Source organism: Mucilaginibacter sp. P4_C11 (genome assembly GCF_056402115.1).
Genome location: NZ_JBFUIA010000001.1, coordinates 98,580 through 121,337, shown reverse-complemented (window position 1 = coordinate 121,337; position 22,758 = coordinate 98,580). Strand labels below are relative to the sequence as shown.

Below are 22,758 nucleotides of genomic sequence, written 5' to 3'. Positions count from 1 at the left end.
TCCCAATGAATAAAGACGCTAAAATATATATTGCTGGCCATCGTGGAATGGTTGGCTCGGCAATATATCGCAAGCTGGTTAAAGAGGGTTTTAGCAATTTTGTTACCCGCACTTCTGATACCCTTGATTTAAGGAATCAGCAGCAGGTAGCGGATTTTTTTGCCGAAGAAAAGCCGGAATATGTTTTTCTTGCTGCCGCTAAAGTTGGGGGGATAGTAGCCAACAACACTTATCGTGCGGAGTTTCTGTATGATAATTTACAAATACAGAACAATGTAATTCATCAATCCTATCTAAACCATGTCAAAAAACTCATGTTTTTAGGTTCGAGCTGTATTTATCCTAAAATGGCGCCACAGCCTTTAAAGGAAGAGTACCTGTTAACCGGGTTGCTTGAGCCTACAAACGAACCCTATGCTATCGCAAAAATTGCAGGTATAAAAATGTGCGATGCTTACAGGGCACAATATGGATGTAACTATATATCTGTAATGCCTACAAATTTGTATGGTTATAATGATAATTATCATCCGCAAAACTCGCACGTTTTACCGGCACTGATACGTCGTTTTCATGAAGCAAAAGAGGCGAATGCTCCAAATGTAACTATTTGGGGTACCGGATCTCCAAAGCGCGAATTCCTGTTTGCAGACGATCTTGCCGAAGCATGCTATTATCTAATGCAGAACTATAACGAAGAAGGATTGGTTAACATAGGCACCGGCGAAGATGTCTCTATCAAAGAACTTGCGTTATTAATTAAAGAGATTGTTGGTTATCAGGGCGATATTGATTTTGATGTTACAAAACCCGATGGAACGCCACGTAAACTAATGGATGTTACCAAGCTTCACAGCCAGGGATGGAAACATACTATAGAATTGAATGATGGAATTAAATTAGCCTACAACGACTTTCTAACTAAGCTATAGGGTCAAAATGCAATAGCAGCTTACTTAATAAGCCAGTTGACTAAGGCGCAAAGGCAAAGCCTAATTTAAACTCAAAGCCAGTAAAGCCCGCATTATTGAATTGATAATGTGGGCTTGCTAGTTTACGCTATTCTTGTTTTGTAACTAAACACCCGAATGAAATTTGATGGCTTGGTTGGCCCTCCCGGTTGCTCGGTGGAAATATCTCCTGTCGTTACCCGGCCACCTTTTATTTCTGTTGGCGTTTATAAATAATAAACCGTCAATAATCAAAAATAAATTTCAAGGGCGATTTACACAAGGTTATTGGTTAGCTTTGTGTATAATGCCTAATTAATAATAGTAAAATAACTTATACTCGTTTTATGACAATTATACCAAGCTCTCTTCAGGGATGTATAGTTATTAGCCCCAGGATATTTAATGATGATCGGGGATATTTTTTTGAATCATACAATGAACAAAATTTCAATAAAGCACTGGGCTACGAAGTTAATTTTGTTCAGGATAATCAATCCTATTCAACCAAAGGTGTACTCAGAGGCTTACATCTTCAAAAAGGCGAATATGCACAGGCAAAGCTGGTAAGGGTTACAAAAGGAGAGGTATTGGATGTAGCTGTTGATCTGAGGACCGGATCAGCTACCTATGGGCAACATTTTTCGGTAAAGCTATCCGAAGAAAACAATCAGCAACTTTTTATCCCCCGGGGATTTGCACATGGCTTTATTGTTTTGAGCGATGTGGCAGTTTTTCAATACAAATGCGATAATTATTATAACAAAACTGCCGAAGGTGGTTTACATTATGCAGATCCGGAATTGAATGTTGATTGGGGTATGCCGACAAGTGAACTGTTAGTGTCTGAAAAAGATCTGGAGCTACCATTTTTAAAAGATGCAGGCGATCTGGGCTTTTAATAATTACATTTATCCCCGATAATTAAGATTATAAATTTCGATATGCAAAATATAGTGGTGTTTGGTGCTTCGGGTCAGCTGGGGCAATGTTTAAAAAAGGTAGCCGCCCTTAAAGGTATAACTTCGATATTTTTCCCCCTGGAGTCTGAGGCTAATATTCTTGATGCTGTTTTGCTGAATAAAGTATTTGAACGATATAAGCCTACGCACGTCATTAATTGTGCGGCTTACACTGCCGTAGATAAAGCAGAAGACGATATTGACCTTGCCCGTAAAATCAATAAAACAGGAGCCGAAAATTTGGCAATCCAATGTAAGGCGCATGGCGCTGCATTGGTACAGATATCAACTGATTTTGTGTTTAAAGGAGATAAACCTAACCCACTTGTTGAAGACGATATTGCCGAACCGATAAGCATTTATGGCCTTACTAAATTGGAAGGCGAGCAGGATGTTGCCGCTATATTGCCGGCGCATTACATTATCCGCACCAGTTGGTTGTACTCTGAATTTGCCAATAATTTTGTTAAAACGATGCTTAAGCTTGGCGCCGAAAGGGACGAGTTGAAGATCATTGCCGACCAGGTAGGCACGCCAACTTATGGCATTGATTTGGCGGGCGTGATATTGGACATTATTACTTCTGGTAAAAATAATTATGGTACTTATCATTATAGCAATGAGGGTGTTACCTCCTGGTACGATTTTGCCAAGGGTATATTTGATATATCAAATACACAGGTAACTACTTATCCAATACGTACAAGTGAATACCCTACAAGGGCTGCAAGGCCTGCTTTTTCTGTAATGGATAAATCCAAAATAAAAAAAACATTTGGCATTAGTATTCCGTATTGGCGTGATAGTCTTATAGTTTGTATTAAAGCGCTTGAATCTGTACAATAAATCTAACCGATACTCATATGAAAGGAATTATCCTGGCAGGCGGTTCCGGAACCCGCCTATATCCAATTACCAAAGCAATCAGTAAGCAGCTGATGCCTATTTATGATAAACCAATGATTTATTATCCTTTGTCGGTATTGATGCTGGCCGGGATAAATGAGATATTAATTATAACCACGCCCGAAGATCAGCCTGGCTTTGTACGCTTGCTGGGTGATGGAAGCGAGCTTGGCTGCCGCTTTGAATTTGCCGTACAGGAAGTGCCAAACGGGCTTGCCCAGGCTTTTGTAATTGGAGCCGATTTTATTGGAACTGATAAAGTAGCTTTGGTACTTGGTGATAATATATTTTACGGATCGGGCTTTAGCACATTAATGCAAAGTTTTAATGACGTAAAAGGGGCCGCAATATTTGCCTACCCCGTTGCTGATCCTGAGCGTTATGGCGTGGTTGAATTTGATAAAAATTTTAAAGCTGTTTCGATAGAAGAGAAGCCATTGAAGCCTAAATCATCCTATGCGGTTCCCGGCCTTTATTTTTACGATAACCAGGTAGTTGAAATAGCCAAAAATATTCCGGCTTCGCCAAGGGGCGAATTTGAAATTACCGATGTAAACAGAGTGTATCTCGAAAATGAGCAATTGCATGTAGGTGTCATGGATAGGGGTACCGCATGGCTTGATACAGGTACTTTTGATTCATTGAGCGATGCCACTGAATTTGTACGTGTAATTGAAAAACGACAGGCAACCAAAATAGGCTGTATAGAAGAAGTTGCTTACCGCATGGGATTCATCAATTACGAAGCCCTGCAGGCATTAGCTCAAAAGTATATTAAAAGCGGTTACGGCAAGTATATTCAAAGCATACAACAATAGTATCAGGGAACCTAAAATTATACAGAGCTTTATAAAAATGAAAACGGATTGACTTGCGTCAGTCCGTTTTTTGTATTTTTGGGTTGCCTTAAAAGCGGGAAGTATTACCAAATATCAATGCTGTTAGGGTTACGTAGCGTAAACAAACTATGGAAAATTTATATGACCTCGTTATCGTAGGTGGTGGCATAGTAGGTATGGCAACAGCCTACAAGATCAATACCCGCAACCCGGATAAAAAAATCCTGGTGCTGGAGAAGGAGAGTGAAGTGGCCGCCCATCAAACGGGTCATAATTCGGGAGTTATACATTCGGGTATCTACTATAAACCTAATTCTTATAAGGCTAAATTATGTGTAAATGGCCGCCGGGAACTGGTTGCGTTCGCAAAAGAGCATAACGTACCTCATGACATTTGCGGAAAGATCATTGTAGCCACCAAACAATCCGAATTGGAATACATGAATAAGGTGTTCAACAATGGTATCGCCAATGGTGTAGAAGGTATCGAAAAGATAAGTGCCGAAAAGATCAAAGAAATTGAACCTTATTGCGAAGGGATTGAAGGCATCTGGGTGCCTTGTACCGGTATTATTGGCTTTGCTGCCGTTACCCGTAAATACCGCGAATTGTTTGAGGCTAAATTCCCCCAGAGCAAGGTGCTTACCAATTGCGCTGCAACGGCCTTTGAACACCACACCGGCTATACTACCGTTGTAGCCAGTAAAGGCACCTTTAATACAAAATATTTGATAACCGCGGGCGGATTGCAGGCCGATAGGCTGGCCGCTGGTGCCGGTGCACCAAGCGAGGCCCATATAGTTGGCTTCAGGGGCGATTATTTTGATTTGACCGAACAGGGGAAAAGCAAAGTGAAAAACCTTATCTACCCGGTTCCAAATCCCGAGTTCCCTTTCCTTGGCGTACATTTTACGCGAATGATTGACGGTACCGTAGAGTGCGGCCCCAACGCTGTATTTGTATTTAAGCGCGAAGGATACGGTAAAACCGATTTTTCGTTAGGCGATACTATCGAGGCTTTAAAATTTAAAGGTACATGGAACCTGTTTACAAAACACTGGCGTTTTGGACTTGATGAGTACCGGCGCGCGTTTTCAAAAAAACGTTTTTTAACCGGCCTGCAACAACTCATTCCCAGCCTTACAATGGACGATTTGCAGCCCGGCCGCGCCGGCGTAAGGGCGATGGCCATATCTGCCGAAGGCGAAACCCTTGATGATTTTAAAATTGAGGCCAAGGATAATATGCTGCATGTTATCAACGCCCCATCACCGGCGGCAACGGCATCATTAGCTATTGGCAATGCAATTGCCGATATGGCTGCAGGCCAGTTTGGTTTTTATTAGTGTTTTCAAAACTTCCATAAAAAGCCGGCAAACTATTTGCGGGCTTTTTAGTTTTTATAATTCCTGCACATATTTGTTACAAAGTCCTGTTACATTTGGATTAAACTATCACAGCTGCTCCTGGTCATAGAATTGTAAACGAAAATAATTCATTTATGAAATCATTAAAAGGTTTGATACTGCCGGTGTTTGCGCTCATTGGTGGTTTGCTTATTTTTTCGTCCTTTTATGATCGCGATAACCCAAATGAAATTCATAAATTTCCCTATAAACAGGCTGGTTTAAGCAAAGATCAGGCAGCGGCACATTTACTAAGCCGTTTTACCTATGGCGCCACGCCGGGCCAGGTTGAGGCCGTAGCCCGCGAGGGCTTGGAAAAATGGTTTAGCGAACAACTGGATGCTAAACTACCCGATGATTCCCTTAACCATGCGCTGGATAGTTTTGACGCACTTAAATTAAGCAATAGCCAAATTGTTGATATCTATCCCCGGCCAGGTATTGTAGCCCGGCGGGCCGTAAAAGATGGGTTTATCAATAAAGATTCAATTCAAAGTAACAGGCCAGAGTATAAAAAGTTGCTGCAAGACTATATGGTTCAAAATGGCATGAAGCCGCAGCAGGAGTTGTTCCGGCAGTTCATCAATCAAAAAATACTAAGGGCAGCCTATACAAATAACCAGCTGCAGGAAGTGATGACTAGTTTTTGGTTTAACCATTTCAACGTATCCATTACTAAAAATGAATGCGCCCAGTTTATTCCCGATTATGAGCGCGATGTTATCAGGCCCAATGCGTTGGGTAAGTTTAATGATTTGTTGTTGGCCACAGCCAAATCGCCGGCTATGTTGTATTACCTGGATAATTTTAGCAGCGCATCTGCCCTGCCAGAGAAGCCTAAAATAACACTCAAATTGGTGTTTGCTGATACAACCAAGCAAGCCATGGTACTTAACAAGTTAAAAAAAGCAAGGCAGCAACGTGGCCTTAATGAAAACTATGCCCGCGAAGTAATGGAACTGCATACCCTTGGTGTTGATGGCGGGTACAGCCAGCAGGATGTTACCCAGGCGGCTAAGGTGCTTACAGGTTGGTCGGTATACCCTATGGGCGATTATAGCAAGGGAAACGATATTATATCAAAAGTTATAGATAGGGGTATTATTGCTGATGGAATGGTGCATGACGGCGACTTTTTATTCACCCCGGGCCGCCACGATAGCAGCGGGAAGGTTGTATTAGGCCGGCACTTTGGCCCCAACGGCGGTTACGATGAGGGTGTGCAATTATTGAATATGCTGGCAAATCATCCATCTACAGCAAAATTTATATCGCGTAAGTTGGCGGTAAGGTTTGTGAGCGACATACCGCCACAAAGTTTAATTGATAAAATGGCCAAAACCTTTTTAAACAGTAATGGCGATGTTAAACAGGTTTTAATTACGATGGTATCGGCGCCGGAGTTTTGGTCGGCATCTGCCTTGCGCGAGAAAACAAAATCGCCGTTTGAGCTGGCCATAAATACGGTGCGTAGCTTAAACGCCCAGGTGACACAACCATACCAGTTATATACCTGGATAAACCGCATGGGCGAAAAAGTATATTACTACCAGGCGCCAACCGGCTTCCCGGATAAGGGCCAGTACTGGATAAATACAGGCGCTTTACTTAGCCGGATGAATTTTGGGCTGGCTTTTGCCACGGGGCGCATACCAGGAATTAAATTCGATTTGTTGAAATTAAACAAAGGCCACGAGCCCGAAAGTAGCCAGGCGGCGCTTGTTACCTATAGCAAACTTATTATGCCCGAACGGCCACTGGATAACACCATAAAACAATTAACCCCGATGCTCAATGATCCGCAGCTGGTGGTTAAGGTAGATAAGGCAAGCAATATTACTGCGCCGCCGGTTAAAGATGCCTTATCAATGGTGGGCGAAACCACGGGCAAAAAAGCCAGAATACAAGTAATGCCTAAGCCCGATGAGGTAAAATCAATGATGGCCCAGGTAGTTGGTATTATCATCGGATCGCCGGAATACCAACGACGTTAATTTGATAAAATGCACAAGATTATGTTATCAAGACGAGGATTTTTAAAAACAGGTGGCCTTGCCCTTTTTGGTGTTGGGTTAATGGGTGGCATTCCGGCATTTATAGCCGAGGCTGCCGCGCAGGATAAGATAATAGCCCCTTATAAAAAAGGAAAAACGCTGGTGTGCATTTTTCAGCGCGGCGCAATGGATGGATTGATGGCCGTAACTCCGTTTACCGATCAATACCTGAAGGAGGCCCGCCCCGGCTTATTTATAGATGCTGCCAAAACAGGTAACGATAATCCATTGATTGATCTGGATGGCAGGTTTGGATTACATCCCGCTATGAAGGCTTTTGAACCCATGTTTCGCGAAAAAAGGCTGGGCATAGTGCATGGTATCGGCTCACCAAATAATACCCGCTCGCATTTTGATGCGCAGGATTATATGGAAAGCGGTACCCCTTTTAATAAAGGCACCGCCAGTGGCTGGCTTAACCGTGTGGTTGGCCTGTTAGGTCATGATGCGCTTACGCCTTTTACGGCGGTAAGCCTGACATCGGCCATGCCCCGGTCTTTTTATGGCGATAACCCGGCCGTGGCCATCAGCAACCTGCAGGATTTTGCATTGCAAATGCGCGGTAACCCGGCAGGTGCCAACCTGGCCGCAAAAAGCTTTGAGGAGCTTTATGACAGAACCGCTCCCGGTTTGTTAAAAGATACTGGCAGGGAAAGTTTTGATGCCTTAAAAATGCTGCAAAAGGCCAATGTTAAAAATTATGCACCCGCCAACGGAGCTGTTTATCCAAACTCGGCCTTAGGCAACTCTTTAAAGCAAATTGCGCAGCTGATAAAAATGAATGTGGGTATGGAGGTAGCTTTTGCCGAATCAAATGGTTGGGATACGCACTTTAACCAGGGAACAAGTAACGGCATATTTGCCCGCAATGTAGCCGACCTGAGTAATAGTATGATGGCTTTTTGGACAGATATAGGCAGCTCCTGCCAGGATGATGTAACCGTAATGACGATGACCGAGTTTGGCCGCACTGTTCATCAAAATGGCACCGGTGGTACCGATCATGGCCGCGCATCCTGTAACTTTATTTTAGGCAACAGTGTAAATGGCGGCCTGGTGCACGGCAATGTGCAGCCACTTGCTGCGGAGAACCTGGAAGATGGCCGCGACCTTGCGGTTACAACCGACTTTAGGAATGTGTTTAGCGAAGTGGCCGATAAGCACCTCAGGATCAGTAATGATAGAGTGCTGTTTCCTGATTTTACTGCCAAATCAATAGGGGTATTTAAAGCCTGATTATTGCATCTTATTTTATAAAGTAGTTCTGGGCATTAATATGGCCAGGACTTTTGTGCTTAATAATGAGCGGTTTAATTGTTAAATAATTTATAATGAAACTACTGCTTTGTTGAATTGTTAATGTATTTTAGTACTCAAAGTTGCTAATTTTCGATTATGATATATTCAGCTTAATTCTTAAAATTACACATGAACAAAAACTACTATGCCATCATCATGGCAGGCGGAATAGGTAGCCGTTTTTGGCCTATAAGCCGCACATCGCATCCTAAACAATTCATTGATATTCTTGGAACCGGCAAAACCCTGATACAAAATACATACGAACGCTTTTTGAAAGTTTGTCCTAAAGAAAATATTTACGTTGTAACTAATGAAAATTACACCAAACTTGTAAAGGCCCAGCTTCCGGATATGGAAGACCAACAAATACTTACCGAGCCGGTTATGCGTAATACCGCCCCTTGCGTAGCTTACGGGTGTTTTAAGATAGAAAGCCTTAACCCCGATGCCGCAATTGTTGTAGCCCCCTCAGATCAGCAGATATTAGATGAGGATGCTTTTGTAACAGCCATCATTAAATCATTAGAGACTGCTACTGCCAATGATTGCCTGGTAACTCTCGGTATCAAACCGTCAAGGCCGGATACCGGGTATGGTTATATTCAATACACAGATCATACAATAAATGAAGATTTTCACAAAGTGAAAACCTTTACCGAAAAGCCAACGCTCGATATCGCAAAAACTTTTATCCAAAGCGGCGATTTTTTATGGAATGCCGGTATTTTTGTATGGTCGGCCAAGGAAATTGTTAAGGCGTTTGATACCTTCCTGCCCGAAATGCACGAGATTTTTGCTGATGCCAGGCCGGTTTATAATACAGATGGTGAAAAGGCCCATATACACAAAGCTTATCAGCAATGTGTTAACATATCCATTGACTATGGGATAATGGAAAAAGCTAATAATGTTTATGTATTGCCATCGGAATTTGGCTGGAGCGACCTGGGTACCTGGGCCTCTATTTACGACCTGGCCGAAAAGGATTATGTAGGCAATGCGGTTATCCCTTCAGAAAAGGTGATCATGTACGATTCATCAAACTGCATGGTAAATGTACCGGGCGAAAAGCTGGTGATTTTAAAGGGACTGCATGATTTCATCGTAGTTGAATCCAACAATACCCTGATGATTTGCCCGCGCGACGAAGAACAGAACGTGAAACAAGTAGTTGCCGACGTAAAGAGCAAGTTTGGGGCGAAGTATATTTAGGTTGTAGATTTCAGATGTACAGATTCTAAATTTCAGATGATAAGCTAACAGGGTCCGGTCTCAAAAGAGGCCGGACCCTGTTAGCTTATCATCTATTAGTTCAGATATTTATCTTTTAAAATCTGCATATCTGGGATCTGCACATTTGCACATCCGCAACCTGCACATCCGCAATTACAGGGCGGGGGGGGCCAGCGTTCCGGCGGCTACGGTTTCATTGGTGGCTTCGTCAACCAAAATTAATGAGCCGGTAATACGGTTTTTGCGGTATTCGTCAAAAACAAGTGGCTGGGTGGTACGCAGGCGTACACGGGCCATCTCGTTCATTTTAATATCTCCGGCATTTTCAAGCTTTTCCATGGTGTTAATGTCAAGCTTGTAATAAACTTCTTTTATAATAGCCATCACCTCGCGGGTAGTATTTTTAAGGTGATATTTGGCGCCCGGACGTGGGCCACGGGTGCCCATCCAGCAAAGCATCACCTCCAGATCCTGGCTTACAAATGGTTCGCTTTCGTCTTTAACAATCATATCGCCACGGCTTACATCAATGTCATCTTCCAGGGTAATAGATACCGACATTGGCGCGAAAGCTTCTTCAACCGGGCCTGAAAAGGTATCAATTGATTTAATAGCCGATGTTAATCCCGAAGGCAATACCGTTATTTTATCACCAGGTTTAAATATGCCACCGGCAATACGGCCTGCATAGCCGCGGTAATCATGATATTCGGCAGCATGCGGGCGAATCACGGTTTGTACCGGGAAACGCGCATCGGCATGGTTTTCATCACTTGCAATATGAATGGTTTCTAACGTGTGCAGCAAACTTTCGCCTTTGTACCACGGCATGTTAACAGAATCGTTAACCACATTGTCGCCCTCAAGCGCACTGATGGGCACAAAACGGATATCATTAACATCTATCTTAGCGGCGAAGGCTTTGTATTGCTCAACTACATTATTAAATACTTCCTCCGAGTAATCAACCAGATCCATTTTGTTGATGCAGACGATGATATGAGGAATTTTTAATAACGACGCGATAAAAGAGTGCCGGCAGGTTTGTTCAACAACACCTTTACGGGCATCTATAAGTACAAGGGCCAAATTAGCTGTTGAGGCCCCGGTAACCATGTTACGGGTGTATTGAATATGGCCGGGGGTATCGGCAATAATAAATTTACGTTTAGGCGTAGCAAAATAACGGTAGGCAACATCAATGGTGATACCTTGTTCCCTTTCAGATCGCAGGCCATCGGTAAGCAGCGAAAGATCGATGTGCTGCAAGCCTTTCCTTTCGCTCGATTGTTTTACGGCCTCCATCTGGTCTTCAAAAATAGATTTGGAGTCGTATAGTAACCGCCCTATGAGGGTACTTTTCCCATCATCTACACTGCCGGCTGTTGTAAAACGTAATAGTTCCATAATAATGAGGTACGTGTGGCCTGTTGCCAGGTTGGCGTAGTATATTGTTGGCCAAAAAGCCTGTTTAATTCAATTTAAAAATAACCTTGTTTTTTCCTGTCTTCCATTGATGTATCAGAGCGTTTGTCGTCGCTGCGGTTGCCTCGCTCGGTGCTGCGCGTGGCCGATACCTCGGCTACAATTTTCTCCAGCGTATCTGCGTCGGATTCGATTCCACCGGTAATGGTAATATCGCCCAGGGTACGGAAACGCATCAGTTTATTCTCTACAAATTCGCCATCGCGTAATGATAAAAATTCCGATGCCGGCAACCATGTACCATCGCGGTAAACGGCGTTACGGTTATGTGCAAAGTAAAGTGAAGGGATAGCAATGTTTTCCTGCAGGATGTAATTCCAGATATCCATTTCCGTCCAGTTACTGATCGGGAATACCCTGAAATGTTCGCCCATACGCTTGCGGCCGTTAAAAATATTCCAAAGTTCAGGTCGTTGATTTTTTGGGTCCCACTGGCCAAACTCATCGCGGTGCGAAAAAAAGCGCTCTTTTGAACGTGCTTTTTCTTCGTCGCGGCGGGCACCGCCAATAGCAGCATCAATTTTATGATGTTCGATAGTATCTAATAACGATACAATTTGTAACTCGTTCCGGCTGGCGTTAATGCCGCTTTCTTCAACCGCGCGGCCTTTGTTGATAGCTTCCTGAACCGAGCCTACAATTAATTGTACACCCAGTTTTTCAACCAGCTGGTCCCTGAATTCCATAGTCTCGGGGAAATTATGCCCGGTATCAATATGGATAAGCGGCATAGGTATTTTGGCGGGCCAAAAAGCCTTTTGAGCCAGGTGCGTAACAACAATGGAGTCTTTACCGCCCGAAAACAGTATTGCAGGGCGATCAAACTGGGCAACCACTTCCCTTATTACGTAAATGGCTTCCGATTCTAATTCCTGCAGATGGGTAAGATAATATTTGTGCATGCTAATTTAAAAACCCGCTAAATCCACCTAAATTGTAGTACTTAGCATTTAAACTGCAATATTAGCAATTTTATACTAATGTTGAGGGTATTAAATGGATTTTGACCGGGTTATACAACAGCGACGTAACTGATTGAATTTTTAAGATATTTTTTCAACCACTTCAATCATTTTTTCGATTAAGTCCGGTGCTCCGGCATCAAACCAAATAAACTGTTGATCCTTACGGAACCAGGTGAGTTGCCTTTTGGCAAACCGGCGGGTGTTTTGTTTTATCATTTCAACCGCTTTATCAAGCGTAATGGCACCATCCATATAGTCGAAAATTTCGGAGTAACCTACTGTGTTCAGCGCGTTTAACTGGCGATGGGGGAGTAACGACGCTACCTCGGCTAATAAGCCTTGTTGTAACATGATATCAACCCTGTCATTAATGCGGCGGTACAATAATTCGCGCGGCATGTTAAGGGCCAGTTTTATAATTTCAAACGGACGCTTATTAACCGTTGCCTGCCGATAGGATGAAATGGGCTTGCCGATGCTTTCAAAGACCTCCAGCGCCCTGATGATGCGTTGCGGGTTGCCCAGGTCAACCTGGTTATAGTAAACCGAATCGGCCAGTTTTAATTTTTCCTGTAAATAGGTTAATCCTTTTTCTTCCAGCTCAAGGTTCAATCGTTCGCGGATAGCCGGATCGGCCGTTGGTAAATCATCAAAGCCTTCGCAAATAGCTTTGATGTACAGGCCCGAGCCACCTGCCAAAACGACATAGTCGTGCTTTTTAAAAAGCTCGTCGAGTAATAACAGGCATTCCCTCTCAAAATCACCTACCGAAAAGGGCTCGGTTATAGAATGGGAATCAATAAAATAATGTTTTACCTGGGCCAACTCCCCGGTGCTGGGTTTAGCCGTACCAATGCTCATTTCCCTGAAAAACTGCCTTGAATCGGCCGATACCACCACCGTATTGAAGTGTTTGGCCACCTCAATAGCCGCGGCTGTTTTGCCAATGGCTGTAGGGCCGGCAATTACAATGAGGTTTTTGGTAGGTAAATGAGGCATGTTTAAATAAAATATGTCATTGCGAGGAACGAAGCAATCGCGAACTATACAAATTCGCCATGAGCGCGGCGCGATTGCCACGCTTCGCTCGCAATGACATAGTTGTTGTGAGCATCTGAAGCCAATACGTTATCTTTTTTAGGCTTTACCTGGTAAAGCCTCGCAATGATGGCGCTGAGATAGCCCTTTAATAATCGTCACCACCACTACGATGTGGTTTGTCATCATCATCGAAGCCTTCATCATCGGCAAATTCGTTACCAAATTCATCGTCTTCCTCGTCCTCCGCTGCTTTTTCTTCAGGAAGGTCGGCGTCAATGTCGGTTACTTCCGAAAAATCTTCGGCATCTTCGGGGTTATAGGCCATTTCATTCAAAAAGTCAAAGTCTTCATCAGGGGCGGCAGCTGTTGCGGCCGGTGTAAATACATTGCCAAATTGTTTTGGCGCTTCACCTACTGATTTTATAACTGCGGGGTAGGTAGTGCCCGGTGTTTCGTCAAGAATAATTTTCATCAGCTCGACATGAAAATCAAAAGGGCGATCGAAGTTGAACGTATAATAAAATTTTTGATGCGGATCGTCAATAAAGCTCAGGAGCTTTACATTGGTCATGAGCGAAATACCACGATCTTTTCTTTTTTGATTTGGCAAATAGGTAATTTCTTCGCCTTTCATCCACTGATCGTTACTGATATAAAAAGACGACGGGAATTCGGGATTATAACCGGTTGACTGGTGTATTGCGCGGTGTAAATCTTCGAATGTTTGATTCGATTTTACATCAATTTCACGCATCACATCATCATAATCTTCGAAAGTAACCCTGAACCTGTATAGTGCCATTTTGTTAGTAAATTTTTAATGGGGACAAAAATAGTGTTTTAATTCAATTTCAGCTTGCCACAACTTTTAAGCCAATTTCTAAACCTTTGGCAATTGTGTAGTTGATGGCAGCTTCCCGTTCGTTCGGAATTTCGCCTTCCAGTATGGCTTCGCGGATCTGATTTTTGATAATTCCTACCTCGCGGCCTTCTTTTATACCAAAAAGTTCCATAATATCCAGCCCGGTAACCGGCGGCTGCCAGTTTCTGATACTGTCGCGCTCTTCAACATCTTTTAATTTTTGTTGAACAAGCTCAAAATTGTTACGGTATTTTTTAACCTTGTATTCGTTTTTTGTGGTAATGTCTGCTTTACACAACAACATTAGTCCTTCAATATCATCTCCCGCCTCGAAAAGCAAGCGCCGCACTGCCGAATCTGTCACGATAGATTGCGAGAGTACTATAGGCCTTAAATGCAGCTGCACCAGCTTTTGCACCTGTTTCATTTTTTCGTTAAGCGGCAGCTTTAACTGGGCAAATATTTTAGGGACCATACGCGCGCCGCGGTCTTCATGACCATGAAATGTCCAGCCGTGGCCGGCTTCAAAGCGTTTGGTGGCGGGCTTGGCAATATCGTGCAAAATAGCGGCCCAGCGCAGCCAAAGATCAGTAGTGGTCTCGCAAATGTTATCAAGCACCTGCAGAGTATGGTAAAAATTATCCTTGTGGCCTTTGCCGTCAATATAATCAACCCCGTAAAGGCCTGCCATCAGCGGGAATATTTTATGCAGCAAGCCGGTGTCAAACAAATAATTGAAACCAATGGAAGGTACTTTGGATAGTATGATCTTATTCAGTTCGTCGGTTATACGCTCCTGCGATATAATGGCGATTCTATCTACATTGTTTTTTATAGCAGTAACAGCCTCGTCGTCTATCCTGAAATTAAGCTGCGATGCAAACCTGATGGCACGCATCATACGCAAAGGGTCGTCAGAAAAAGTTTCCACCGGGTTTAGCGGTGTGCGGATTAGTTTGTTTTGCAAATCGATAATGCCGCCAAATGGGTCAAGCAATTCGCCAAAAGTTTCCGGATTTAGGGATATGGCCAGCGCATTGATGGTAAGGTCGCGGCGTTTTTGATCGTCTTCCAGCGTACCATTTTCAACAATAGGCTTGCGCGAGTCGCGGCGGTACGATTCTTTGCGGGCACCCACAAACTCAACCTCTAGGTCCTGGTATTTGAGCGATGCAGTGCCAAAATTTTTATAAACAGCAACTTTTACCTTCAGCTTAACACCTACGGCCTCGGCAAATTCAATCCCGTTACCAATAATTACAATGTCAATATCTTTTGACGGGCGGTCCAAAAAAATATCGCGTACAAAGCCACCAATGGCATACACCTGTACATTATGCTGCGCGGCAAGTTTTGAGATAACAGAAAATACAGGATGCCGCAGGTGATCTTTCATAGTGTAATAAAATTCTTATCGGCCATCCGAATAATTTATCCTACCTCGCAATGACGGTGTTTGTTATTTTTAGATAACCGTTAAGTAAACACAAAGGTAATGCTAAAATTCAAACTCTAAATTTTAAACGTTAAAAGCTGTAGGGCAAACGCATCTAAACATGGTTAACATAACTTAACACATTTTAGATAAAATATTTATAAATGCTTTATAATCAATATCTTATATTTTATCATGGTTAACACTAAACTGCTGCTTCGCGCAATTCAGGTGCATCAAAATATTTATGCTTGTTTAACCTCAGCACAATTTGAAAACGCATAATTCCTGATTTTGAAAATGATCATTTTGCGACATTAACATTATCTTTGCGCTGTTGCCATACATACAACTTACAACTCATAATATACAACTTTCACATGCCTACTCTCCGTCAGCTTTTTTTGGCTAATAACGCGCAAACTACCAACTTTCCTTTATTGCTGGAGTTTGAGCGCGCCGAGGGCATTTATATGTACGATTCATCGGGCAGGGCATTTATTGACCTGATATCGGGTATTGGGGTAAGCAGCCTTGGGCATGGCAACCCTTATGTAAAGGAGGCCATTAAACAACAGGTTGATAAATACATGCACCTGATGGTTTACGGCGAGTTTGTGCAAACACCGCAGGTAATGTTTGCACAGAAACTGGTATCGTTGTTACCGGATAATTTACAATCGGTTTATTTTACCAATTCGGGTACCGAGGCGGTAGAGGGCGCGTTGAAGTTAGCTAAACGATTTAGCGGGAGGCAACAGATCATCGCCTGCCACAACTCGTACCATGGCAGCACCCATGGCGCTTTAAGCGTAATGGGTAACGAGGAGTTTAAGCAAGCCTATCGCCCGTTATTGCCCGGGGTGGGTTTCATCAACTTTAACAATACCGATGACCTGCAATTGATAACGGACCAAACCGCATGCGTTATTATAGAAACCGTGCAGGGCGAGGCCGGTGTGCGGGTGCCGGATAGCGCCTATATGCAAGCCTTGCGTAAACGTTGTGATGAAACGGGGGCGTTATTAATTTTGGATGAAATCCAGGCGGCATTTGGCCGTACCGGAAAGTTGTTTGCTTTTGAGCACTTTGGTATAGTGCCCGATATTTTGTTGCTGGCCAAAGCGCTGGGCGGCGGTATGCCGATAGGGGCATTCATAGCATCAACCCCAATTATGGGTGCGTTAAAGGATAATCCCATACTTGGCCACATCACCACGTTTGGGGGGCACCCGGTATGCTGCGCGGCGGGCTTAGCGGCATTGCAGGTATTGATTAATGACAACCTTATACCTGGGGTAGCCCAAAAAGAGGCCTTGTTCCGTCAACTACTGGTACACCCGGCCATTAAAGCGGTGCGCGGCAAAGGCCTGATGCTGGCCGTTGAATTGGAAAACTTTGAGCTTAATAAGAAAATAATAGACCGCTGTATTGAAAATGGTGTAATAACCGATTGGTTTTTACATTGCAGCAACTCCATGCGCCTGGCGCCACCGATCATTATCCAACCCCGGGAGATAGAAAAGGCCTGCGCAGTGATCATCGAGGCTATAGACCATTATAATAGATGATGCAGTAAAAGGGGATGGGCGGCGCTATAAATTATTATCCCTCCCAATTTTTCAGTATGTTTGTAGTAGAGGTTCTGCACGGTTGGGAAGCAGAGAAGATGTTCTTCTTGTTACTAAGTCTCCCTGATTATCATATTCGCTTTTTTACATTTTTTTGTAAACAGGTTTTCTCTTTTAAATTACATAATAAGTTAGTTGTCAGTTGTTTGTTTGGCCACAAAGGTGCGCCAAAAGTGTGTGAAAGGTATGCCAAAGGTATGCTGTAAGGGGCGGGTTTGGTTATAGCCTGGTGTGTGTAAGGTGCATGTTAGGTTGTATTAATTTATAATGAAAAGTGCCTGATTGTCTACCACATCTTTTCAGGCACGGTAAACAAGCGGCTGGCTTATAATTAAATTTAATAAGCAGATTCCTATACAACCTTTTGGTAACTTTTATGTAACGAATATTAAATAATACCTCATAATATTTTGTTTGAATTAAACTGGTATGGTTTATGCATTTATGGTATAATCAGATAAAAAGATGCCGTTAAGGCCTTTATTCAGGGAAATAAGAACACTAATGCACTTTTTTATGGTCACAAACTTAAACAGCCGGCTTGATATTGCTGTTTATGCGCACAACTACAAGTTTTAACACGCTATCGAATTATGAAAATCGCCTATATATCAACCTATCCTCCCCGCGAGTGCGGCTTAGCCACATTTAATCACAATTTAATGCACGCCATCAGCGCTAACTATCCCGACAGGAAGTCATTACTTCAGGGGGGCTTCGTGGTAGCGCTTAACGATTCTGAAGACGTGCACGAATACGAATACCCGGAGGAGGTGAAATACGTTATCCGTCAAAACCATCAAAAAGACTATATCCGTGCTGCCAACTATATCAACACCAGTGCGGCGGATGTTTGCATTATGGAGCATGAATTTGGCATTTACGGCGGCGAGAGCGGTATTTATATATTACCGTTGATAAACCGGCTGGAAAAACCGCTGATATCGATATTGCATACCATATTAAAAGACCCCAGCTATGTGCAGCGCATCATTATCCGCGAGATTGCCGAACAATCGTCAAAGATCATCGTAATGAGCCAGCGTGCTGTGGAGTTTTTAACTACTATTTATGAGATTCCTGCGGATAAGATCCAGATTATAGAACATGGCGTGCCAGATGTAGAAGCACCGGAAGAAAACCCGGTTAAAGCGCTTAGCTCTTTTAAAAATCACAGGGTAATGCTCACTTTCGGGCTAATCAGCCGTAATAAAGGGCTGGAAACCGTGGTTAGGGCTTTACCAAAAATTGTCGAAAATCATCCCGATGTAATGTACGTGGTACTGGGTAACACCCATCCCGGCGTTATAAAAAATTCAGGAGAGGAGTATCGCGATCACCTGAAATCGCTTGCTGCGCAATTGGGCGTATCTAAAAATCTATCGTTCATCAATAAATTTGTATCTGAAGAAGAACTGGTAGATTATCTTACCGCCTGCGATATTTATGTAACACCGTACCTTAACGAGGCTCAAATTACCAGTGGCACCTTATCTTATGCCGTTGGTGCCGGTGCTGCCGTAGTATCTACACCTTACTGGCACGCTACCGAGTTGCTGGCCGATGGCCGGGGCAGGCTATTCGACTTTAAAAATTCTGATGCACTTGCCGATACCGTAATTGAGCTGCTTGACCAGGACAGGGTTTTACAGGAATTGAAAGAGAATGCCTACCAATATGGCCTGCACCTGCGCTGGCCGGTAATTGGGGCCGAATTTATAAAGGTGGCCCAGGAAGCAACAGCCCGTTTTGATTTTAGTGATAAAATATTGAAAAACAGCATTGTTGACCCCGAGATATTACCAAAATTCAGCCTCACGCATGTTTTGAGGCTGACCGATGATACTGGTATTGTGCAACACGCCAAATACGGTATCCCTAACTTAAAAGAGGGTTACTGCCTTGATGATAACGCCCGTGCGCTTATCATGGCCTTGATGGCTTACCAGCGCAGCGGGAGCAAGGAGGCCTTTGAATTGCTGCCTATTTACCTCAGCTATATTCACTATATGCAAACAGATGATGGTAACTTCCGTAACTTTTTGAGTTTTGACAGGCGCTACCTTGATGAAGTTGGATCGGAGGATTCATTTGGCCGTACCATATGGTCGTTAGGCCATTTGATAGGCTGCGCGGCCAGTAACTCATACCGGGAGTTTGCTTTAGAGATTTTTCATAAATCGGTACCGCATTTTTCAAGTTTGAAACATTTGAGAGGAATAGGCAACACCATTATCGGGATAAGCCTTTACCTGCAGGCCATACCTACAGATGATGGGATGATTAAAATACTAAACGATTTAACCCAACCCCTTATTGATGCTTTTGAAAAAACGCAATCAGAAGATTGGCAATGGTTTGAAGAGAAAATGACCTATGATAACGCGATACTACCGCTGGCCTTATTACACTCCTGCGAGATAACCGGGAATGAGGATGCCAAACGGATTGCACTGGCATCGATGGCGTTTTTAGATAAGCTGACTTTATCAAACGGTTACTTAAGCCCCGTGGGCAATGATGGCTGGTATTATCGCGGCGGTACTTTTCCAACGTTCGATCAGCAGGCTATTGAAACCATGGCTATGGTGCTGATGCATTTCCAGGCTTACCAGATTTTCAGGGTGCCGCAATATGTAGAGAAAATGTTTTTGAGCTATAAGTGGTTCCTGGGCGAAAATACCTTGCGTGCCCCGCTTTACGACCATGAAACCAAGGGCTGCTGCGACGGCTTGCTGCCCGGCGGTATTAACCGTAACCAGGGAGCCGAAAGCACGCTGGCGTACCTGATATCGCATTTAACGGTATTAAAAGCCTTTGAACTGGAGTATGAGTACAATAAATACGGCCAGAAACTCGAGATCTGCTAAATGAAGGTAGCCGTTTTAGCCCCCGTAGCCTGGCGTACACCGCCAAGGCATTACGGCCCGTGGGAACAAATTGCATCTAACATTGCCGAGGGACTGGTGAAGTTGTGTATTGATGTAACGCTGTTTGCTACCGGCGATTCGGTAACTGCCGGAAAACTGGATGCTATTTGTGCAACCGGGTACGAGGAAGACCGAAGCCAGGACGCCAAAGTGTTAGAATGCCTGCACATTAGCAACCTGATGGAGAAAGCGGACGAGTTTGATATTATCCATAATAATTTCGATTTTTTGCCGCTCACTTATTCCGGGCTGATTAAAACGCCTGTTATCACTACGATACATGGCTTTTCGTCGCAGAAAATTATCCCGGTTTATAAAAAGTATAACGATATAGGGTATTATGTATCCATCAGTAATTCGGATCGCAGCGCCGATCTGGATTACCTGGCTACGGTTTACAACGGTTTGGATACCCGCGATTTTGAGTTTTACGAACAGCCTGAAGATTACCTGCTGTATTTCGGCCGCATCCATCCCGATAAAGGAACTGCCGAAGCCATTGCGATAGCACAAAAAAGCAGACGTAAGCTGTTAATTGCAGGTATTATTCAGGACGGGAATTACTACCGTGAAAGGGTTGAGCCTTATTTATCTGACCAAATACAATACATTGGCCATGCCGGCCCCGATAAGCGTAAAGATTTGCTGGGCAACGCCGCCGCCCTGCTGCACCCCATTAGCTTTAATGAGCCCTTTGGCATGAGTGTAGCCGAGGCCATGCTTTGCGGAACGCCCGTAATAGCATTTAACAGGGGATCGATGCCGGAACTGATTAAAGATGCCCAAACCGGGTTTTTAGTTAATGACGTTGATGAGGCTGTTGAAGCAGTGGGTAGATTAGCCGGGATTAATAGAATAGACTGCTGTAACTGGGCTGGCTCGCAATTTTCGAGGGATAAAATGGTAGCGGATTATTTGGGGCTATACCAGAAGATACTTGACAGGTGACAAAGGAAAAACACAAAGGGAAACCGATGCGGTACTTTATGTATCACACAACACCAAAAAGGTAATCAGCTTTTTGCCGGAATGCTATCAGCCCGCATCCCTTATCAATTCATTTGCCTGGGAAGAATTGCCTGATTCCGGCTGATTGGCGTAATCATTTAACGGCCTTATTTTGGTTTCGCCAAGCAGCGGGTAAGTGTTTTCAGTAACTTCGGGCTGCTGTTGTGGTAAAACCTCGCTTGCACGGGCATAGCTGTAGCCTAACCTTTTATTTTCTTCCTCAATAAAAGTGAACAGATCGCCAAGGCACGAATAAACCGACTGTAAGTATTTATAGTTGGTTGATGTAAGGCTCTTGCCTACATCTTCGGGGCCTTTGCCCGGCTCACAAAAATTAAGTTTGGTAATAATACCGTTGATCAGCTCAACTTCAAATTTGCCCTCATTGTGCCAGGTTAAGCTGTTTTTTATTTCTCTGAAATGGTCCATGGCTTTATAAGTTTTTTATCATATATTAATTTGTAACGTTCACTGTGTTAGTTAAATATACTAAATTGTTTATATCAATGGATATGCCAGATTCCTTTTTTTTTGTAAAACTTTTTAATAATCTGCTGAATTAAATTGCAGCGGCCATTTTTGCATATGAGCAACAGAAAGCAGGGATACTACGCCTAATAATACGCTTATTATTTAGGACGGGTTGTCGTTTATTACATGCCGAAAAAAATGAAACGCAGGACTATTTTTGCGTCATTTTATTCAGTTTTAACATGCTTGTTATAAAATGTCGGCGCGATGGTGTAACGGGACTTACAGGGTTTCATAAACTTGTAAGTTAGCAAACTCCTGAATTAATTATTTCATAACTTGCTGTTAATTAACCTTCGGCAATGGCAAAACATAAATTAGGTAACCCGGTATTTATAGCCGCGGTTTTGTTACTGATTGTAAACGATTGGTATCTTAAACAAACGTTTCATAACGGCTTAACCGGTAAGCTTTCTGATTTTGCTGGTTTGTTTGCGTTCCCGTTTTTGTTGAGCGCTTTATTTCCGCGGACAATAAAGCTGGGTTATTTTTTTACGTTCCTGTTTTTTGTGGTTTGGAAATCGTCTTTAGTGCAGCCTGTTATCGATGCATTAAATGGTGCAGGTATCCCCGTACATCGCACAATTGATTATACCGATTATATAGCACTGCTCATTTTGCCTGTATCTTTTTATCAGTTTAACAAGCCAGTGGTATATTACTTCAAACCTGTAATTTTTAATATGTTAATAGTGTGTTCTTTAATATCCTTTATAGCTACCACCATGCCTCCGGGGGCCTATACCAGGTTTAATGATATCAATAAAGTTTACACTTTCGATTTTTCTAAACGTGAATTGGTTTCCAGGATTAATGCCCTGCAACTGGAGTATGTTCACGAGTTTAACCAATACGTTAAGGATAATAATAAGCGCAGTTATGGCGCGCTTTACAAAGACACCGCGAGAGTTGATTTTGACCGTAAGAGCAGTATTTTCTACTACAGTTCATCTTTAATAAAAAACAAAAAAGATACTTTAGCTATGCTTATTGATTACGAGCGCGTAAAAGATGCGGATACCATAGTTTTAAAAACGATGTATGCCAACCTGAACATCAGCGGTAACAATAATACATCGCAGCTAAAGCTCCTGAGTTTAACTAATTACGTACGTAAATCAGAAAAGGGCGATCATAAAGAAATTGCTGTCAGGATTTTTGAAAAGTTTACGCTTAAAACAATCAGCGCCAGCTGGCGATAGGTATTTGTTGCTAATC

General features: G+C 43.1%; 18 protein-coding genes. 12 read left to right on the top strand and 6 right to left on the bottom strand.

Translation table 11 applies throughout. From position 1 onward, the window contains the following. Positions 1–5: 5 nt before the first annotated feature. From fcl to AC1DU2_RS00510, 8 genes are all read left to right on the top strand, one after another. On the top strand, positions 6–932 hold the full coding sequence (gene fcl / locus AC1DU2_RS00545; protein WP_477364810.1) for a GDP-L-fucose synthase: 927 nt from the start codon (positions 6–8) through the stop codon (positions 930–932). 365 nt (positions 933–1,297) lie between these two features. After that, on the top strand, positions 1,298–1,852 hold the full coding sequence (gene rfbC, locus AC1DU2_RS00540) for a dTDP-4-dehydrorhamnose 3,5-epimerase (RefSeq protein WP_477364813.1): 555 nt from the start codon (positions 1,298–1,300) through the stop codon (positions 1,850–1,852). Between the two features lie 18 nt (positions 1,853–1,870). After that, positions 1,871–2,758: a dTDP-4-dehydrorhamnose reductase gene (gene rfbD, locus AC1DU2_RS00535; protein ID WP_477382506.1), complete on the top strand. Its 888-nt coding sequence runs from the start codon at positions 1,871–1,873 to the stop codon at positions 2,756–2,758. A gap of 17 nt (positions 2,759–2,775) precedes the next feature. Further along, positions 2,776–3,636, top strand: coding sequence for a glucose-1-phosphate thymidylyltransferase RfbA (gene rfbA, locus AC1DU2_RS00530; RefSeq protein ID WP_477364816.1), 861 nt, complete (start codon positions 2,776–2,778; stop codon positions 3,634–3,636). Positions 3,637–3,785: 149 nt separating this feature from the next. Beyond that, positions 3,786–5,003, top strand: a complete 1,218-nt coding sequence (gene lhgO / locus AC1DU2_RS00525) for an L-2-hydroxyglutarate oxidase (RefSeq protein WP_477382327.1) — start codon at positions 3,786–3,788, stop codon at positions 5,001–5,003. Between the two features lie 155 nt (positions 5,004–5,158). Next, positions 5,159–7,057 carry a DUF1800 domain-containing protein gene (locus AC1DU2_RS00520; RefSeq protein ID WP_477382326.1) on the top strand — a complete coding sequence of 633 codons (1,899 nt, stop codon included), beginning with the start codon at positions 5,159–5,161 and terminating at the stop codon, positions 7,055–7,057. Between the two features lie 21 nt (positions 7,058–7,078). After that, on the top strand, positions 7,079–8,353 hold the full coding sequence (locus tag AC1DU2_RS00515) for a DUF1501 domain-containing protein (protein ID WP_477382504.1): 1,275 nt from the start codon (positions 7,079–7,081) through the stop codon (positions 8,351–8,353). Between the two features lie 192 nt (positions 8,354–8,545). Continuing rightward, positions 8,546–9,631, top strand: a complete 1,086-nt coding sequence (locus AC1DU2_RS00510) for a mannose-1-phosphate guanylyltransferase (RefSeq protein ID WP_477364828.1) — start codon at positions 8,546–8,548, stop codon at positions 9,629–9,631. Positions 9,632–9,805: 174 nt separating this feature from the next. Here AC1DU2_RS00510 and cysN read toward each other — a convergent pair whose 3' ends face one another. The 5 genes from cysN to AC1DU2_RS00485 all read right to left on the bottom strand — a co-directional run bounded on the left by cysN (position 9,806) and on the right by AC1DU2_RS00485 (position 15,401). Continuing rightward, positions 9,806–11,059, bottom strand: a complete 1,254-nt coding sequence (cysN, locus tag AC1DU2_RS00505; protein WP_477382324.1) for a sulfate adenylyltransferase subunit CysN — start codon at positions 11,057–11,059, stop codon at positions 9,806–9,808. A gap of 74 nt (positions 11,060–11,133) precedes the next feature. Continuing rightward, complete coding sequence (cysD, locus tag AC1DU2_RS00500; RefSeq protein WP_090651329.1) at positions 11,134–12,039, bottom strand: sulfate adenylyltransferase subunit CysD; 906 nt, start codon at positions 12,037–12,039, stop codon at positions 11,134–11,136. 141 nt (positions 12,040–12,180) lie between these two features. Next, positions 12,181–13,101: a tRNA (adenosine(37)-N6)-dimethylallyltransferase MiaA gene (gene miaA / locus AC1DU2_RS00495; RefSeq protein WP_477382323.1), complete on the bottom strand. Its 921-nt coding sequence runs from the start codon at positions 13,099–13,101 to the stop codon at positions 12,181–12,183. Positions 13,102–13,288: 187 nt separating this feature from the next. Next, complete coding sequence (locus AC1DU2_RS00490; RefSeq protein ID WP_477382322.1) at positions 13,289–13,945, bottom strand: IS1096 element passenger TnpR family protein; 657 nt, start codon at positions 13,943–13,945, stop codon at positions 13,289–13,291. Between the two features lie 49 nt (positions 13,946–13,994). Beyond that, on the bottom strand, positions 13,995–15,401 hold the full coding sequence (locus tag AC1DU2_RS00485; RefSeq protein WP_477382321.1) for a CCA tRNA nucleotidyltransferase: 1,407 nt from the start codon (positions 15,399–15,401) through the stop codon (positions 13,995–13,997). 419 nt (positions 15,402–15,820) lie between these two features. Between AC1DU2_RS00485 and AC1DU2_RS00480 the strand changes: the two genes are divergently transcribed. From AC1DU2_RS00480 to AC1DU2_RS00470, 3 genes are all read left to right on the top strand, one after another. Further along, positions 15,821–17,011, top strand: coding sequence for an aspartate aminotransferase family protein (locus AC1DU2_RS00480; protein ID WP_477382320.1), 1,191 nt, complete (start codon positions 15,821–15,823; stop codon positions 17,009–17,011). A 653-nt stretch (positions 17,012–17,664) separates the two neighbouring features. Further along, entirely contained in the window at positions 17,665–19,941 is a 2,277-nt protein-coding gene (locus AC1DU2_RS00475; protein ID WP_477355512.1) for a glycosyltransferase family 4 protein, read from the top strand. After that, positions 19,942–20,949: a glycosyltransferase family 4 protein gene (locus tag AC1DU2_RS00470; RefSeq protein WP_477382319.1), complete on the top strand. Its 1,008-nt coding sequence runs from the start codon at positions 19,942–19,944 to the stop codon at positions 20,947–20,949. An 87-nt stretch (positions 20,950–21,036) separates the two neighbouring features. On the opposite strand, the gene AC1DU2_RS00465 is transcribed toward AC1DU2_RS00470, so the two are convergent. Further along, positions 21,037–21,438: a hypothetical protein gene (locus AC1DU2_RS00465; RefSeq protein ID WP_477355518.1), complete on the bottom strand. Its 402-nt coding sequence runs from the start codon at positions 21,436–21,438 to the stop codon at positions 21,037–21,039. 404 nt (positions 21,439–21,842) lie between these two features. Between AC1DU2_RS00465 and AC1DU2_RS00460 the strand changes: the two genes are divergently transcribed. Then, on the top strand, positions 21,843–22,742 hold the full coding sequence (locus AC1DU2_RS00460; RefSeq protein ID WP_477355524.1) for a hypothetical protein: 900 nt from the start codon (positions 21,843–21,845) through the stop codon (positions 22,740–22,742). Positions 22,743–22,758: the final 16 nt, after the last annotated feature.